Source organism: Microbulbifer magnicolonia (genome assembly GCF_035117725.1).
GTDB classification, from domain to species: domain Bacteria; phylum Pseudomonadota; class Gammaproteobacteria; order Pseudomonadales; family Cellvibrionaceae; genus Microbulbifer; species Microbulbifer magnicolonia.
The window spans coordinates 180,114-194,114 of record NZ_JAYEFD010000002.1 but is presented as its reverse complement, the minus strand read 5'-3'; the positions used below and the strand labels follow the sequence as shown (position 1 = coordinate 194,114).

At 65.1% G+C, this 14,001-nt stretch carries 11 protein-coding genes; 10 read left to right on the top strand and 1 reads right to left on the bottom strand.

Annotation, left to right across the window (positions count from 1 at the left end; genetic code table 11):
* The first annotated feature begins 196 nt into the window (after positions 1-196).
* Positions 197-388: a DUF3094 family protein gene (locus tag RRF64_RS10110; protein WP_323845765.1), complete on the top strand. Its 192-nt coding sequence runs from the start codon at positions 197-199 to the stop codon at positions 386-388.
* 13 nt (positions 389-401) lie between these two features.
* A complete protein-coding gene (locus RRF64_RS10105; RefSeq protein WP_323845764.1) occupies positions 402-1,070 on the top strand; it encodes a nitroreductase family protein in 669 nt (222 codons plus the stop codon).
* A 241-nt stretch (positions 1,071-1,311) separates the two neighbouring features.
* On the opposite strand, the gene RRF64_RS10100 is transcribed toward RRF64_RS10105, so the two are convergent.
* The gene (locus tag RRF64_RS10100) at positions 1,312-1,773 is read right to left on the bottom strand and encodes an EVE domain-containing protein (RefSeq protein WP_323845763.1); all 462 of its coding nucleotides are present in this window, start codon (positions 1,771-1,773) and stop codon (positions 1,312-1,314) included.
* 134 nt (positions 1,774-1,907) lie between these two features.
* Here RRF64_RS10100 and RRF64_RS10095 point away from each other — a divergent pair, with 134 nt between their 5' ends.
* From RRF64_RS10095 to RRF64_RS10060, 8 genes are all read left to right on the top strand, one after another.
* On the top strand, positions 1,908-3,008 hold the full coding sequence (locus RRF64_RS10095) for a sensor histidine kinase (RefSeq protein ID WP_323845762.1): 1,101 nt from the start codon (positions 1,908-1,910) through the stop codon (positions 3,006-3,008).
* 4 nt (positions 3,009-3,012) lie between these two features.
* Positions 3,013-3,843: a LytR/AlgR family response regulator transcription factor gene (locus RRF64_RS10090; protein WP_323845761.1), complete on the top strand. Its 831-nt coding sequence runs from the start codon at positions 3,013-3,015 to the stop codon at positions 3,841-3,843.
* A gap of 106 nt (positions 3,844-3,949) precedes the next feature.
* On the top strand, positions 3,950-4,324 hold the full coding sequence (locus RRF64_RS10085) for a hypothetical protein (RefSeq protein ID WP_323845760.1): 375 nt from the start codon (positions 3,950-3,952) through the stop codon (positions 4,322-4,324).
* A 215-nt stretch (positions 4,325-4,539) separates the two neighbouring features.
* A complete protein-coding gene (locus RRF64_RS10080) occupies positions 4,540-7,635 on the top strand; it encodes an efflux RND transporter permease subunit (RefSeq protein WP_323845759.1) in 3,096 nt (1,031 codons plus the stop codon).
* Entirely contained in the window at positions 7,632-8,753 is a 1,122-nt protein-coding gene (locus tag RRF64_RS10075; protein WP_323845758.1) for an efflux RND transporter periplasmic adaptor subunit, read from the top strand. Before RRF64_RS10080 ends, RRF64_RS10075 begins: the two co-directional genes overlap by 4 nt.
* 144 nt (positions 8,754-8,897) lie before the next feature.
* Positions 8,898-9,566, top strand: coding sequence for a DUF6515 family protein (locus RRF64_RS10070; protein WP_323845757.1), 669 nt, complete (start codon positions 8,898-8,900; stop codon positions 9,564-9,566).
* A 144-nt stretch (positions 9,567-9,710) separates the two neighbouring features.
* Positions 9,711-11,648, top strand: coding sequence for a hypothetical protein (locus tag RRF64_RS10065; protein ID WP_323845756.1), 1,938 nt, complete (start codon positions 9,711-9,713; stop codon positions 11,646-11,648).
* A gap of 76 nt (positions 11,649-11,724) precedes the next feature.
* A complete protein-coding gene (locus tag RRF64_RS10060) occupies positions 11,725-13,911 on the top strand; it encodes a mechanosensitive ion channel domain-containing protein (RefSeq protein ID WP_323845755.1) in 2,187 nt (728 codons plus the stop codon).
* Positions 13,912-14,001: the final 90 nt, after the last annotated feature.

Here is a 14,001-nt window from a genome sequence, read left to right as displayed (position 1 = left end):
CAGGGCTGGCTCCCACAAAGTGCCCAGCATCGAATTTGATCTGCCGATCAGGCCCCGCACTGCGGGGCTTTTTTAATTCGGGCCATCCCTGGCCCTCACCGCAGGGTGCCTTCGGCATCCCAATTTGCTCCCGGCACTTTTGTGTGCCTGTGGATTCTTCTAGACTCGGGCAAACAATAACGAGCGCAGAAGCCCCATGAGCGACGAACCCGAAAAGAAACTCTCCGAAGAGGACCAGGCCAAGGTCGACAGATATCTGCACCGCGGCGTCAACGAAGTGGAGCGCAAGCCGTTCCGCCCGCTGCTGCTATTGCTGGTGATCGTCGGCGTGCTGACCCTGCTGTCGCTGGTCAGCATCATTATCGCGCGCACCAAAGGCGTGGTGTGATGGGGAGGGTGTGATGGCCGGCAAGGAAGGCTTCGTGCCACTGCAATTCGAGCGCCTCGACGACGCGGAGATGGTCCGCCGCAGTCGCGCTTTCTGCGAACAGATGAAGCGGCGCCGCAGCGTGCGGGATTTTTCCGCCGAACCGGTGCCGCGCCAGGTGATCGAGCAGGCGATTCGCACCGCCGGCAGCGCCCCCAGCGGGGCCAATATGCAGCCGTGGCATTTCGTCGTGGTGGAGCGCGCGGAGGTCAAGAAGCAGATACGCCTGGCCGCGGAGGACGAGGAGCGCGAGTTCTACCAGCGCCGCGCGTCGCAGGAATGGCTGGATGCACTGGAACCACTGGGCACCGATGCACAGAAGCCGTTCCTGGAGAAGGCGCCCTACCTGATCGTGATCTTCCTGAAGAAATTTTCCGGAAGTGAAACGGGCGAGAAACTGAAGAACTACTACACCAGCGAGTCCGTCGGCATCGCCACCGGCATGCTGATCGCCGCGCTGCACAACGCCGGCGTCGCCACCCTGACCCATACACCCAGCCCGATGAAGTTCCTCAACGAGATCCTCGGCCGGCCGGCGACGGAGAAGCCGTACATGATCCTGGTGGCGGGACTGCCGGCGCAGGGGGCGCAGGTGCCGGCGATCGAGAAGAAGCCGCTGGAGGAAATTGCCGATTTTATCTAGCCAAATGGAGGGATGGAGCTTCTGTTCACTCTATTGGACCTGAAGGAACCCCTCTGTAGATGCGAAGGCCCTGCTGCCGGTAGCTGTTTGCGGGACTGTCGGCCGGAGGGACCCGGCCGACAAGCCTCCAGGGATGGATGCACGGCGTGTCCCGCAAACAGCTACCGGCAGCAGGGCCGCCACTGAACTTGCTAGGGTGACCTAAATTCAGGCCCTCCCAGAGTGAACAGAAGGTTCGGCCCTACATGTCACCCAGCGCCACTATGGCCTTCCATTCTTTCTCGGTCACCGGCTGGATCGACAGCCGCCCCTGCTTCACCAGCACCATCTCCGCCAGCGCCGGGTTCTGCTTGATCTCCGCCAGCGGCACCGGCCGCGCGAACTCGCTCTGCCAGCGAATGTCCACGCAGAACCAGCGCGGGGCGGCGCCGCTGGCCTTGGGGTCGAAGTATTTGCTCTCGGGGTCGAACTGGGCCGGGTCCGGGTAGGCCGCGCGCACCACCTCGGCGGTGCCGACGATGGCCGGGACCTTGCAGGCGCTGTGGTAGAAGAGGACGCCGTCGCCCACGCCTACCGCGTCCCTGAGAAAGTTGCGCGCCTGGTAGTTGCGGATGCCGTCCCAGCGGCCGGTCTGGCCTCTTTCGGCGGCCAGGTCGCGGAGGCTGTATTCGTCCGGCTCGGATTTGAATAACCAGAAGTTCATGCGGCAGTCTGTCCCTGTGCTGCGCCGGTTGGTATTTCACCAGCGATTCGCGCCATTTAGTATGAAGCCCTACGAAAGTGTCAAATCGGCGTCCCTGCCCCCGATGAAAGGGCGGCGGCGTGCCCCGGGAGTTTATGGGTAATAACGCATTTCAATGGCTGTCCACACGACTGGCGATGCAGCGCTGGCAGTACTGGGCGCTGCAGCTGTCCGGCTGGGGCGGCTACACGCTGCTGATCTTTGTCGGCAGCTTCTTCTGGGTCAAGGACCACTGGCTGCACGCCGGCTATATCGCCGGAGCCACCGCGACCGGTGTGCTGCTGTCGGAGGTCATGCGCCGCGGTTTCCAGAAGCTCTGGGACAAGCCGCCGGCCACCCGCTTCTTCGGTTCACTGGTGATGGTGATACTGGCGGCGGCGCTGTGGGCGGCAATCAAGTTCGGCGCCTCCCTGTGGCTTTACGGCATGTCCAAGGAGGAGCACCCGGCGGTACAGGCGATCTACTGGTTTACATACTCCTTCCTGATCCTGATGACCTGGGCGGCGCTCTACTACGGCATCAAGTATTACCAGGCCTCCCTGACCCAGCAGGAAAAGGCACTGCGGGCGGAGTCCATGGCCCACCAGGCGCAGCTGAAGATGCTGCGCTACCAGCTGAACCCGCATTTCCTGTTCAATACGCTGAATGCGATCTCGACCCTGATCCTCGACAACGAGGGGCGCACCGCCAATGATATGGTCGCGCGCCTGTCCCAGTTCCTGCGCCACTCGCTGGACAACGACCCGATGCAGAAGGTGACCCTGGCCAAGGAGGTGGAGGCGCTGATGCTCTACCTGGATATCGAGAAGGTGCGCTTCGCCGACCGGCTGGGGGTGAACCTCGACCTGGAAGGCGATTCGCCGCGGGCGCTGGTACCGAGCCTGCTGCTGCAGCCGCTGGTGGAGAACGCGATCAAGTACGGTATCTCCCAGCGGGAGTGGGGCGGTGAGGTCGCGATCAAGGCGCGGGTATTTGCCGGCGAGCTGCTGCTGGAGGTGAGCGACAATGGTCCGGGGGTGCCGGAGTCCGAGCTGGCGCGCCTGGGTTCCAGTTCCGGTTCCGGCTACGGCGTCGGTATCCGCAACACCTGCGAGCGCCTGCGCGCGCTCTACGGCGACGAGCAGAAAGTGCGCTTCCGCAACCGCCCGGAGGGCGGCCTGGCGGTCCATATACGCATTCCCTTTGAACAGGAATAACTCTATGAGCGGCACAGCAGAACAACTGACGGCCTTAGTGATCGACGACGAACCCCTGGCGCGGCGCGGTCTGCGCCTGCGGCTGGATCAGCTTGGCGGTGTCGAAGTGATTGCCGAGTGCGCCAATGGCCGCGAAGCGCGCGAGAAAATTCTCGAGCTGCAGCCGGATGTGATTTTCGTCGATATCCAGATGCCCGGTGTCAGCGGCCTGCAGCTGGTGCAGCAGATTCCGCCGGCGCAACTGCCGCAGGTGGTGTTCGTCACCGCCTACGACCAGTACGCCGTGGAGGCCTTCGAGGTCAACGCGGTGGACTATGTGCTGAAACCCATCGAGGAGCAGCGCCTGGCGGTGGCGCTGTCACGAGTGCGGGAAAAACTGGCCAGCGCCGATATCGCCAGCCAGCGCGAGCAGCTGCTGGAGGCAGTGGCGGACCTGACCAAGGAGTCCCCGGAGGCGCTGGAGCAGAAACTGGTGGCGGGTACGCTGCAGGGGGAGTGGAGCGGCAGCGCCTATCCGGACAAGATCGCCATCAAGGACTCCGGCAAGATCACCCTGGTGCCGGCGCGCGAGATCGACTGGATAGATGCCGCCGGCGACTATATGTGCGTGCACGCCAATGGCCAGACCCATGTAATGCGCATCACGATGAAGGAGCTGGAGCAGCAGCTGGATCCCAAGCTGTTCCAGCGCATCCACCGCTCCACCATCGTCAACCTGAGCCGCGTGCGCGAGATCTGCGCCCATATCAATGGCGAATACCACCTGGTACTGAACAACGGCGAGCGGCTGAAGATGAGCCGCAGTTACAAGAACAAGGTGCAGCACTTTCTGTGATTGGACCGGGCCCCGGTTCCCTGTCTGTCGGCAGCATCAGTCAGATTGGGGATCGGCCTTCGCAGTGAATAAACTTGCTTCCAACTCGAAAGAGGAGGAAGTTCCCATGCGTTTTCTGATTCCCCTGATCCTGATGTGCTCTCTCGCCGGCTACAGCCAGGCGCAGGAGCAGATGCGCCAGCTGCCCGAAGATACCACCCAGATCCAGTATCTGGGGCAGACCTATTACCAGCACGGCAATGACTTTTACCGCTTCAATCCGGACGGCGGTTACTACTATGAAGTGCAGCCGCCCCGCGGCATGATCCGCTACGAACAGCCGCACTTTCACCGCCTCGACCTGCCGGAACAGCGCGTCCGCATCGACAGCGAGGAGGGTTGCCGCAACCAGGCTGCCGAACTCGCCAATCGCAATCCATCCATGGGCGGCAAGGTCTATACCCGAGAGTTCAACCGCTGCATGAGCATGATTGGTCAGTAATAGACAACAACGGATTTGTTTCCGCGCCGGCCCGCTTCCCCTTTGCCGGGCCGGTGCGGAATTGAATTTTTAACCGCGTTGGCGCGCATCGCGAGGCGTGGCGGAGCGCAGACGTCCTACATCCGCTAAACAGTTCCGCTGGTCGCAACCCCCTTGCACCAGAATAGCAACCGATTAGCCTTGCCCCATTACTAAAAAATCAACAGGTCCAGGGTATGGCGCTCACCAGAGCCGCACTGAAAAATCCCGCCGCCACCGCGGTGGCCGTGGTCCTGGCCGTGCTGCTCGGCGCCTTTCTCGCCAGCCGCCTGCCGGTGCAACTCTTCCCCGATATCGAAAACCCGCAGATCACCATCGCCGCCGGCTGGCGCGCCGCCTCGCCGAAGGAGGTGGAGGCGGAAATCGTCGAGCCGATCGAGTCGGTGCTGCAGGGCCTCACCGGCCTGGAAATGATGCAGGTCAACGCCGGCCGCGGTTTCGCCTGGGTGAACCTGGAGTTCACCATGGGCACCGATATGGACAAGGTGCTGATCGACGTCATCAGCCGCATGAGCAGCCTGCCGCCGCTGCCGCGCGACGCGGAGCCGCCGCGGGTGATGCTCGGCGGCTGGGGCGGCGACGCCACCGCGCTGACCTATTTCTTCCTGCAGCTGCTGCCGGGCAATCCCAACAGCCTCGAGGACTACACCGGTCTGATCGAGGATGTGCTGCGGCCGGAACTGGAGTCGGTACAGGGTGTCGCCAGTGTCGAGGCCCAGTCCGGTCGCGCCGGCCGCGAGGAGCTGCAGGTCGTTTTCGATCCGTGGAAGGCCGCCGAGCTGGGCATTCAACTGCCCGCGGTGACCGGCCAGCTGGCCTCGGCGCGGGACGTGTCCGGCGGCTTTACCGACGTCGGCCGGCGCCGCTACACGCTGCGGTTTGTCGGCGAGTACGATCCCGCGCGGCTGTCGGAACTGGTGCTCGAGTGGCGCGACGGCCAGCCGGTGCGCCTCGGCGATATCGCCGAAGTGAAGGTGGCGCCCTCCGAAAACGGCGGTGTGACCACTCAGAACGGCAACCCGGCCGTGTCCCTGCGCATCAACCGCACCAACAACGCCAATATGCTCGCGACGCTGGAACGGGTGAAGGACAAGGTCGCCGAGCTGAATGAGACGAGCCTGAAGGATGAAAAGCTGGTACTGGTGCAGTCCTTCGACGCCTCGGTATTCGTCTACCGCGCGCTGAATCTGCTCGGCGGCAACCTGCTGCTGGGCATGTTGCTGGCGGTGGGGGTGCTCTGGTGGTTTATGCGCCGTATGCGCGCGACCCTGATCGTCGCCGCGGCGATTCCGATCTCCCTGCTCGCCACCTTCGTGGTGCTGTCCGCCGCCGGGCGCAGCGTCAACGTAATCTCCCTCGCCGGACTCGCCTTCGCCACCGGCATGGTGCTGGATGCGGCCATCGTCGTGCTGGAGAACATAGTGCGCCTGCGCGAGAAGGGGCTGGGCGCACAGGAGGCCTCGGAAAAGGGCGCCGGCCAGGTGTGGGGCGCGCTGCTCGCCAGTACCGCCACCACCGTGGCGATATTCCTGCCGGTATTCTTTCTCAACAGCGTCGAGGGCCAGGTATTCGGCGACCTGGCGCTGACCATCGCCGTTGCGGTGGTGTTTTCGCTGCTGGTGGCGGTCGCCGTGGTGCCGCTCGCGGCCAGGCAGTGGCTACCGGATATTTCCAGTGAGGATCGCCTCGCCGGCCTGTGGGAAAAGATCACGTCCGGGGTCATGGGCCTGACGCGCACGCCCGCGCGGCGCTGGCGGGTGATCGGCGCCCTGCTGTTGCTGCCACTGCTGGCCACCTGGCTGCTGCTGCCCAAGCTCGACTATCTGCCGCCGGTGAAGCGGGACGCGGTGGACGTGTGGATGAACTTCCCCGCCGCCACCAACGTCGAGACCATCAAACACGATATCGTCGACGAGATAGACAGGCGCATGGCGCCCTACATGCGCGGCGAGCGCGAGCCGGCGCTGAAGAACTACTACATCATCACCTGGCCCAACGGCGGCACCATGGGTGTGCGCGTCAAGGATATGGACAAGGCCGTGGAAATGGAGCGCATACTGCGCGAGGAGGTCCTGGTGGACATCCCCGATTTCCGCGGCTTCGCCGCCCGCGGCAACCTGTTCGGCCAGTTCGGCGGCGACCGCGAGATAGCCCTGCACCTGCAGTCCCGCGATGCCGAGGGCCTGATGAAGGCCGCCGCCCGCGGCGTCGAGGTAATCGGCGAGGTGATGCCCGGCGTGCCGGTGCAGCCGAATCCGGGCCTGTCCCTGTCCGAGCCGGAGCTGACCGTCTACCCGAACGACCGCGCCATGCACGAGCAGGGCTGGAACCGCCAGGATATGGGCAGTCTGGTGCGCGCCCTCGGCGACGGCCTCTACGTCGGCGAGTACTTCAACGGCGAGAAGCGCCTGGACGTGATCTTCAAGGCGCGCGAGTGGAGCACGCCGGAGCAGCTGCAGAACACGCCGCTGGTCACCCCGCGCGGCGCCATAGTGCCGCTGAACCAGCTCGCCAGCGTCGAGCGCACCGTCGGCCCCGGCAGCCTGCGCCGGGTGGACGGCCGCCGCACCATCACCCTCAATATCGTGCCGCCGGACGATGTCTCCCTGGAGGAGGTGCGCGCGCAGATAGAGGCAGACATACTGCCGCAGATTCAGGCGGCCATGCCCGCCGACGGCAACATACTGGTCGGCGGCAACGCCAGCGACCTGGACAAGGCGCTGGAATCCCTGTCGCGCAACTTTGTCCTGGCACTGCTGATCCTGTTCCTGCTGATGAGCGCGCTGTTCCGCTCCCTCAAGGACGCGGGGCTGGTACTGTTGACGGTGCCGCTCGCCACCGTCGGCGGCGTGCTGGCGCTGCAGCTGCTGAACCTGATCGGCTTCCAGCCGCTGGATCTGCTGACGATGATCGGTTTCGTTATCCTGCTCGGGCTGGTGGTGAACAACGCGATTCTGCTGGTGCACCAGACCCGCGCCGCCGAGGACGAGGGCGCCACCCGCGTCGAGGCGGTGGAGCAGGCGCTGCGCCTGCGTCTGCGCCCCATCTTTATGAGCACCCTGACCAGCGTATTCGGCATGCTGCCCTTGCTGGTCGCGCCGGGTGAGGGCAGTGTTATCTACCGCGGCCTGGCGGCGGTGATCGTCGGCGGCATGGCGGTCAGCACACTGTTCACGCTGGTACTGCTGCCGGCCCTGTTGCAGACGGGGCGCATACCCCTGCCGAAGTTCGCGCGCCTGCGCGGCCTGGTCACAGCGAGGAATGAAACGTGAGAAAAGCTATTCGATGGACGCTGCTGGCGGTGGCCGCGCTCTCACCCGCGGCGCTGGCACAGGGCGAGGCGGCGGTCGCCGTCGACCGCGCGGAACTGCGCGAGATAGCGCCCAGCCAGTGGTCGGCGGGCAGGGTGGTCAGCCGCCGCGATATCCGCATCTCGTCCGAGCTGGACGGCGCCCTGGAATATGTCGCCGAGCCCGGCAGCCTGGTGAAGAGGGGCGAGCGCCTGGCCCAGCTGGACGCGACCCACTGGCAACTGCAGTTGCGCACCAGCGACAGCCGCGTCGCCCAGCTGCGCGCGCGCCTGACCTACCTGGACGCGCAGCTGCAGCGCCTGTCCAAACTCGCCGAGACCAACAGCACTTCGCGCGCGGCTCTGGAGGAACAGCAGGCCGAGCGCGAGGCCATGGCCCAGGACCTGGTGGCGGCGCAGATAGAGCGCGACCGCCGCGCCTATGAGCTGTCGAAGACCAGAATCAATGCGCCCTTCGACACCCTGGTGGTCAGCCGCGAGCAGCAGGCCGGCGAGTATGTGCGCACCGGCACCCAGCTGCTGCGGGCGCTGGATATGTCGCAGCTGGAAGTGGAGGCGGATATCCCGCTGGCGGCGCTGCCGCTGCTGAATGCCGGCGACCCGATTGCGCTGCGCGCCGATGCGGTATCGCAGACCGAGGGCGCGCGCGCCGGCACGGCGCTGCTCGAGGGGCGCGTGCGCCAGACGGTGCCGGTGGCCAGCGACAATTCGCGCCGGGTGAAGCTGATGGTTAGCCTGCCGCAGGCGGTCCCAAAAGACTGGGGCTGGGTTGCCGGCATGCCGGTGCAGGTGGCGGTGCCGGTGGCGGCGGCGCGACAGGCGGTGGCGGTGCCGCGGGATGCACTGGTGCTGCGCAACGGCGATACCTTCGTGTTCCGCATAGACGCAGACAACAAGGCCGAGCGCCTGCCGGTGACCACCGGCAGCGGCGACGGCGAGTGGATCGCCGTGCAGGGCGCGCTGGGCGATGGCGACCGCGTGGTGGTGCGCGGTGCCGAGAATCTACAGCCGGGCCAGGCGGTCAAGGTGATGTCCGAGATGGCGGTGCAGAGAGAGGAGGAAGCAGGCGCCTCGATTTAGCCGCCGGGTTGTGGTGACTGGCGCGCGATTGGAGCGGGACTGGGGCGCATTGGGGCGCAATTGGGGCGCAATTGGGGCGCAATTGGGGATAGGCGCGGCCGCTGAGTAAACTTCTTAATAGTTTGCAGCAGAGGGTACGCCGTCATGCACTACGCGATTGCACTCCTGTTCAGTCTCGCCGTCGGGCTCACCTGGGCCCAGGACCGGGTGAGCGCCCTGCCTTCCGGCGCCTCGCAGATCCTGGTGAACGGCGAAACCTACTACTACTCGCGCGGTTCCTTCTACCGGCCGAGCCAGGGCGGTTATATCCGCGTGGAGGCTCCGCTGGGCGCGCGGGTGCCCAATGTTCCCGGCAGCAGCGGTACCTTCCTGATGGGCGGCGATCGCTACTTCGTCACTTCCAGGGGCACTTTCTTCCTGTACGATCCCCGCGGCGACGACTTCGCGGTCATAACCCCGCCCTACGGCTGGCGCGACTACTATAGCGCGCCGCCGGAAGTCACCTCGCTGCCGGCTCCGACACCGGCGCCAGCGCCGCCGCCAGTGGGATTTCGCCCGGTCTACCCGAGCCCCGCTCCCGTCTACCGCACCGACGGCTACTACGGGCGCTACCGCCCTGACATCTACGGCGACTACTACGGCGGTTACTACGGTCGCTACCGCTTCCGCGACGACATTTACGACGAAACCTATCGCGAGCGCCGCGAGACCTGCCGCCGCATCGCCAACGATCAATCGCGCCGTGACAATGTCGGCCCCTACCGCCGCCAGCCGGGCGGCTACTGGGACGAGTACGCGCGCTGCATGCGCTAGTCGCAAGCCTCGCAGCCAGCGGACAGCCGCGGCCTGATGGCCGCGGCGACGGCATGCGCGACTCCCGCCGCGGCAAGCCCTCACACCAGGCGATCAGCTTCTAGGCTTTAAGGGTCTCCGTTGCAGTTGTGCCGAGGGAAGGCCATGTCGAGGGAAAAGGATTTTTCCGCACTCTGGCGGGCGTGCTGCGCCCTGCTGCTCGCCCTGTCGCTGTCCGCCTGTGGCGGGGGTGGCAGTGGTGGCGGAGGAAATGACCGAAACAGCGGTGCAGATACCGCCGCGGCGCCGGATCCAGGCGATCGAGCTGTGGTCTGTGAAACCAGCGATGCGGGCCCTACCTCTGAGCAGTGCGGCCAGCTGTTTGTCGGCATCACCGATCTGGAAGGGGACTTTATCCGCTACCAGGTGGAGCTGGTGTCGCTCAGGCTGCAGCGCTTCGACGGCACCGTGGTCGAGGTGCTGCCGGCGGCGAGCACGGTGGATTTCGTCGAATACGCCGATCGCGCGGAGCTGGTCACCGCGGCGACACTGGAGATCGGCAACTATGTCCGCGGCGAGATCACCCTCGATTTCACCGATGCGGATGTCCGCGTCGATGTGGACGGCCGCGCCGAACCTGCGCGGGTTGCCTTCGAGGACGGCATCAGGGTGCGCCGTGTGACCCTGGCCCTGGTGCTGGACAACCGCCGCCCGCTGATCATCCAGCCCGAACTGCCGGCGCTGCTGGAGCTGGACTTCAATCTGCTCGCCGCCAACAGCGTCGACACCGTTTTGTTACCGCCGCGGGTCACCCTGTTCCCGGTGGTCACCGCGGAAAATGACCCGCCGCTGCCGAAGCCGTTCCGCCTGCGCGGCCCCCTGCTCAGCGTGGATGAGCGGCAGGTGTCCTATCGCATTGCGGTGCGCCCGTTCGACGAGGAGTCCGGGCGGCAGGGCGGCGTCAATATCGAGATCCGCGGCGAGACCGACTGGGAGATCGACGGCGAGCGCCTGTTCGGTTCCAGCGGTCTCAGCGCCCTGGCGGCGCTGCCGCCGGACACGGAGACGCTGGCGTTCGGCGTCTTCGACCGGGCGCGGCGCACTTTTATCGCGGACCTGGTCTACGCCGGCAGCAGCGTGCCGGGTGATACGCTGGATACGCTGAAGGGCCATGTGCTGGCGCGCGAGGGCCCCCTGCTGCGGATCATCGGCGCGCGCCTGTTGCGCACCGATGGCAGCGTCGACTTCTTCGACCGCTTCGATTTGCTGCTCGCGCAGAACACCTTCGTCAGCGTGCCGCGCTTTCCGCTGCGGCAGGAGACCGTGCAGGGTATTTCTGTCGGCCAGCGCATCGCCGCACTCGGTCACTGGGATGAAGAGCGCCCGCAGCTGGACCTCGGCGAAGGGCGCGTGCGCCTGCTGCCGACGGTGCTGGATTCCTTCCTGAATGCCCGCGTCGAGGACGAGATGCTGGTCACGGCGCTGGAATTTGGCGGCCGCGACGCCCTGCTGTTCGACTACACCGATACCGGCACCGAAGAGGCGCTGGATGCGGATCCCGACAACTATCAGGTCGACATCAGCGACTTGATCGTCGAGCCGCTGGCGGTGGGGACGCCGCTGCGCTTCCGCGGCTATGTCACACCCTTCGGCAGCGCGCCGCCCGACTTCGACGCCATCTCGATAGAGGATTTCAGCCTCGGCGGCGCGCAGTTTCTGGTGAGCTTCCTCGGCGACGGCAGCGACATTCCGTTCCTGACGCTGGACGCCACCGGACTCAGCGTCAACCTGGCGCAGGAGTTGCTCGGGTTCGATCACTACATTCGCCGCGGTGCCGTCATCGACGACCTGCTGTCGCTGTTCACGGTGCCGCGACTGCTGCCGGTGGAGGAGGGCGGCCTGTTTGCCATCGCCGACGACGGCATCGTGTACATGTATTCCGATTTCGGCGACTTCGCCACCGACCTCGACCGGCTGCTGGCCGCCGGAGCGCTGGTGAAGCGCGTCTACGCCGAGGGTGGCTACAGGACCGATGCCAGCACCATGTCGGCGAACAGCCTGATCGTGGTTGCAGACGAACTGGGTAACCTGATAGTGCGCTAATCGCGCTCGACTACACTCACATAATGCGGATTCCCGGGCATCCGTGTTGTTTCATGCCCCGGATTTTCACGGACAGATGCGCACTATGGCGGGCGACTGCAGTTACTCCCCCCCTAGTTTTCCCCCCTTTGGCCGCGCCCACTGCGTCCGCAGCGGTGTCCGCACACTGCTGACCCTGCTGCTCGCCCTGCTGTTTACCGGCAGCGCCCTCATTGCCAGCGCACAGCTGCCGGGCAACAAACCCAAAGAATTCGAGCCGGTCATTCCGGACTTCAGCGCGCCCTCCGCGGACTGGTGGACCGGCTGGCCGGATGCCTCCGCCGAACAGCGCAAGCAGTGGCTCGAGGCCCTGGACAAGGCCTGGCAGGAATGGCGCGAGAAACTGCCAGATGACGAGGAGCTGCAGAAGCGCGCCAAGTCAGTTAGCCAGGGTATCAAGGGCGTCGAAGCCACCTGGAAGAAACACCAGGAATTCCAGAAGGTCTCGGTGCTGCCGGATGTGACTTTTCCGGAGAATCCGGATGTACTGGCGTGGGCCAAGGCGGATGCCGCGATCAGCCGCGGCCGCCAGCGGCTGACGAGCCTGCAGCTGGAGGCGCGCCAGCTCGACGAAACGCTGAACCAGTCGCTCAGCCAGCTGCGCAAGCAGGTGCTGCTGCTGCGCGAGGCCGGTGACGAGGCGGAGAAAGAGGCGGCAGCCCTGGCGCTGCTGCTGGCGCAGATCAATCACCTGAACATTATCGAACAGCTCCAATCCCTGGAGGAGTTCCTGAGCGGCTGGCAGGAGCAAATCGGTCTGGCCGAGAGCCAGCTGCAGCAAATGCTCGATGCGCTGCAGTACAGCGAAAAGGCGGCCAAGGCGCTGGAAAAAGATATCCAGGAGCAGAGCGATAAGATCGAGCGCATCGGCTCGACGCGCGCCAGTATCCAGGGCACACCGGAGCAGTCCACCGACCCCGACAAGAATATGCAGAGGGATCTCACGCTGATGCAGCTGGAGGTCGACCTGCTCGAGGGCTACCTGAAAAAACACAAGGCCGAACTGCTGCAGTCGATCAATCGGGTCCTCGACGAGGGACAGGAGGATCAGGCGCTGGTGGTCAGTCGCGACCTGCTGCTAACCGCGCGCAATATCATCGATGATACCTCGCGCGAACTGAACATCCGCCAGCGCCAGATATCGGCCTGGCAGGGCGAGGAGGGCGAAGACCTGAGTCGCTGGTGGCGCTACTTCGAACGCATCAACAGCGGCCTCGGCCGCGCCAACGACCTGATCGAGGACATCGAGCGCTACGAGGCGGCGCAGCTGCAGGTTTACAAGGAGCGCCAGGGCTGGTGGGCTACGGTGCGCGAGCGCGCCAGCTATATGGCCGGCCAGGCCTACAGGCGCTGGCGCCAGTTGGCGGACTTCCAGCTGTTCACTATCGGGCAGGAACCGATCACCCTGCGGGATATCGCCAAGATCATTTTTGTGATGGTGTGCGCCTGGCTGATTTCCGGCTTTACCCGCCGCTTCCTGAATCGCCTGGTGCGCAAGAAGCACGCCAGCGAATCCTCCATGTACAACCTCGGCCGGGTGCTGCACTACAGCATCATCGCCATCGCGATTCTGGTGGCGCTGAGCATGCTGGGGCTGGACACTTCCAAGCTGGCCATAGTGGCCGGTGCCCTGTCGGTGGGTATCGGCTTTGGCCTGCAGGCGATTTTTTCCAATTTCATTTCCGGGCTGATACTGCTGTTCGAGCAGCCGCTGCGGGTCGGCGACCTGGTGGAACTGGAGTCCGGGGTCTTCGGCCGCATCCGCGATATCAACGTGCGCTCGACCCGCATCACCACCCGCGACAATATCGACATACTGGTGCCCAATACCGAGTTCGTCGCCGGCCGCGTGATCAACCACACGCTGGACGACCCGGTGCGCCGTATCCACATACCCTTCGGCGTCGCCTATGACTCGGATCCGGACCTGGTGCGCGAGGCGGCGATGGCGGCGGCGGAGCGGGTCGGCATCACCCACACCGACTGGAAGCGCAAAACGGAAGTCTGGCTGATGGAGTTCGGCGACAGCGCGCTGAATTTCAAGCTGGTGGTGTGGATCGACAGCAACATGATCTCGCCGCTCGGCGATCCCTATGCGCTTTATAACCTGGAGCTGCTGCACGAATTCCGGGAAAAGGGCATAGAGGTGCCTTTCCCGCAGCGCGATGTGCACCTGCGCAGCTGGGACGCAACCCTGCCGATCAGCCGGCGCGCGCAGGAATAGCCGGCTGCGGGCGTTGCCACCGGGTGCATGCACCCGATGGCAAGGCGCTGGCCCGTACCGCCACGGGGACACGACGACTGCCCGCACTCC

What these genes read in the sequence shown, in the direction of transcription:
- RRF64_RS10110 (WP_323845765.1), top strand. Translation starts at nt 197, where the DNA reads ATGAGCGACGAACCCGAAAAGAAACTCTCCGAAGAGGACCAGGCCAAG.
- RRF64_RS10105 (WP_323845764.1), top strand. Translation starts at nt 402, where the DNA reads ATGGCCGGCAAGGAAGGCTTCGTGCCACTGCAATTCGAGCGCCTCGAC.
- RRF64_RS10100 (WP_323845763.1), bottom strand. Translation starts at nt 1,773, where the DNA reads ATGAACTTCTGGTTATTCAAATCCGAGCCGGACGAATACAGCCTCCGC.
- RRF64_RS10095 (WP_323845762.1), top strand. Translation starts at nt 1,908, where the DNA reads ATGGGTAATAACGCATTTCAATGGCTGTCCACACGACTGGCGATGCAG.
- RRF64_RS10090 (WP_323845761.1), top strand. Translation starts at nt 3,013, where the DNA reads ATGAGCGGCACAGCAGAACAACTGACGGCCTTAGTGATCGACGACGAA.
- RRF64_RS10085 (WP_323845760.1), top strand. Translation starts at nt 3,950, where the DNA reads ATGCGTTTTCTGATTCCCCTGATCCTGATGTGCTCTCTCGCCGGCTAC.
- RRF64_RS10080 (WP_323845759.1), top strand. Translation starts at nt 4,540, where the DNA reads ATGGCGCTCACCAGAGCCGCACTGAAAAATCCCGCCGCCACCGCGGTG.
- RRF64_RS10070 (WP_323845757.1), top strand. Translation starts at nt 8,898, where the DNA reads ATGCACTACGCGATTGCACTCCTGTTCAGTCTCGCCGTCGGGCTCACC.
- RRF64_RS10065 (WP_323845756.1), top strand. Translation starts at nt 9,711, where the DNA reads ATGTCGAGGGAAAAGGATTTTTCCGCACTCTGGCGGGCGTGCTGCGCC.
- RRF64_RS10060 (WP_323845755.1), top strand. Translation starts at nt 11,725, where the DNA reads ATGCGCACTATGGCGGGCGACTGCAGTTACTCCCCCCCTAGTTTTCCC.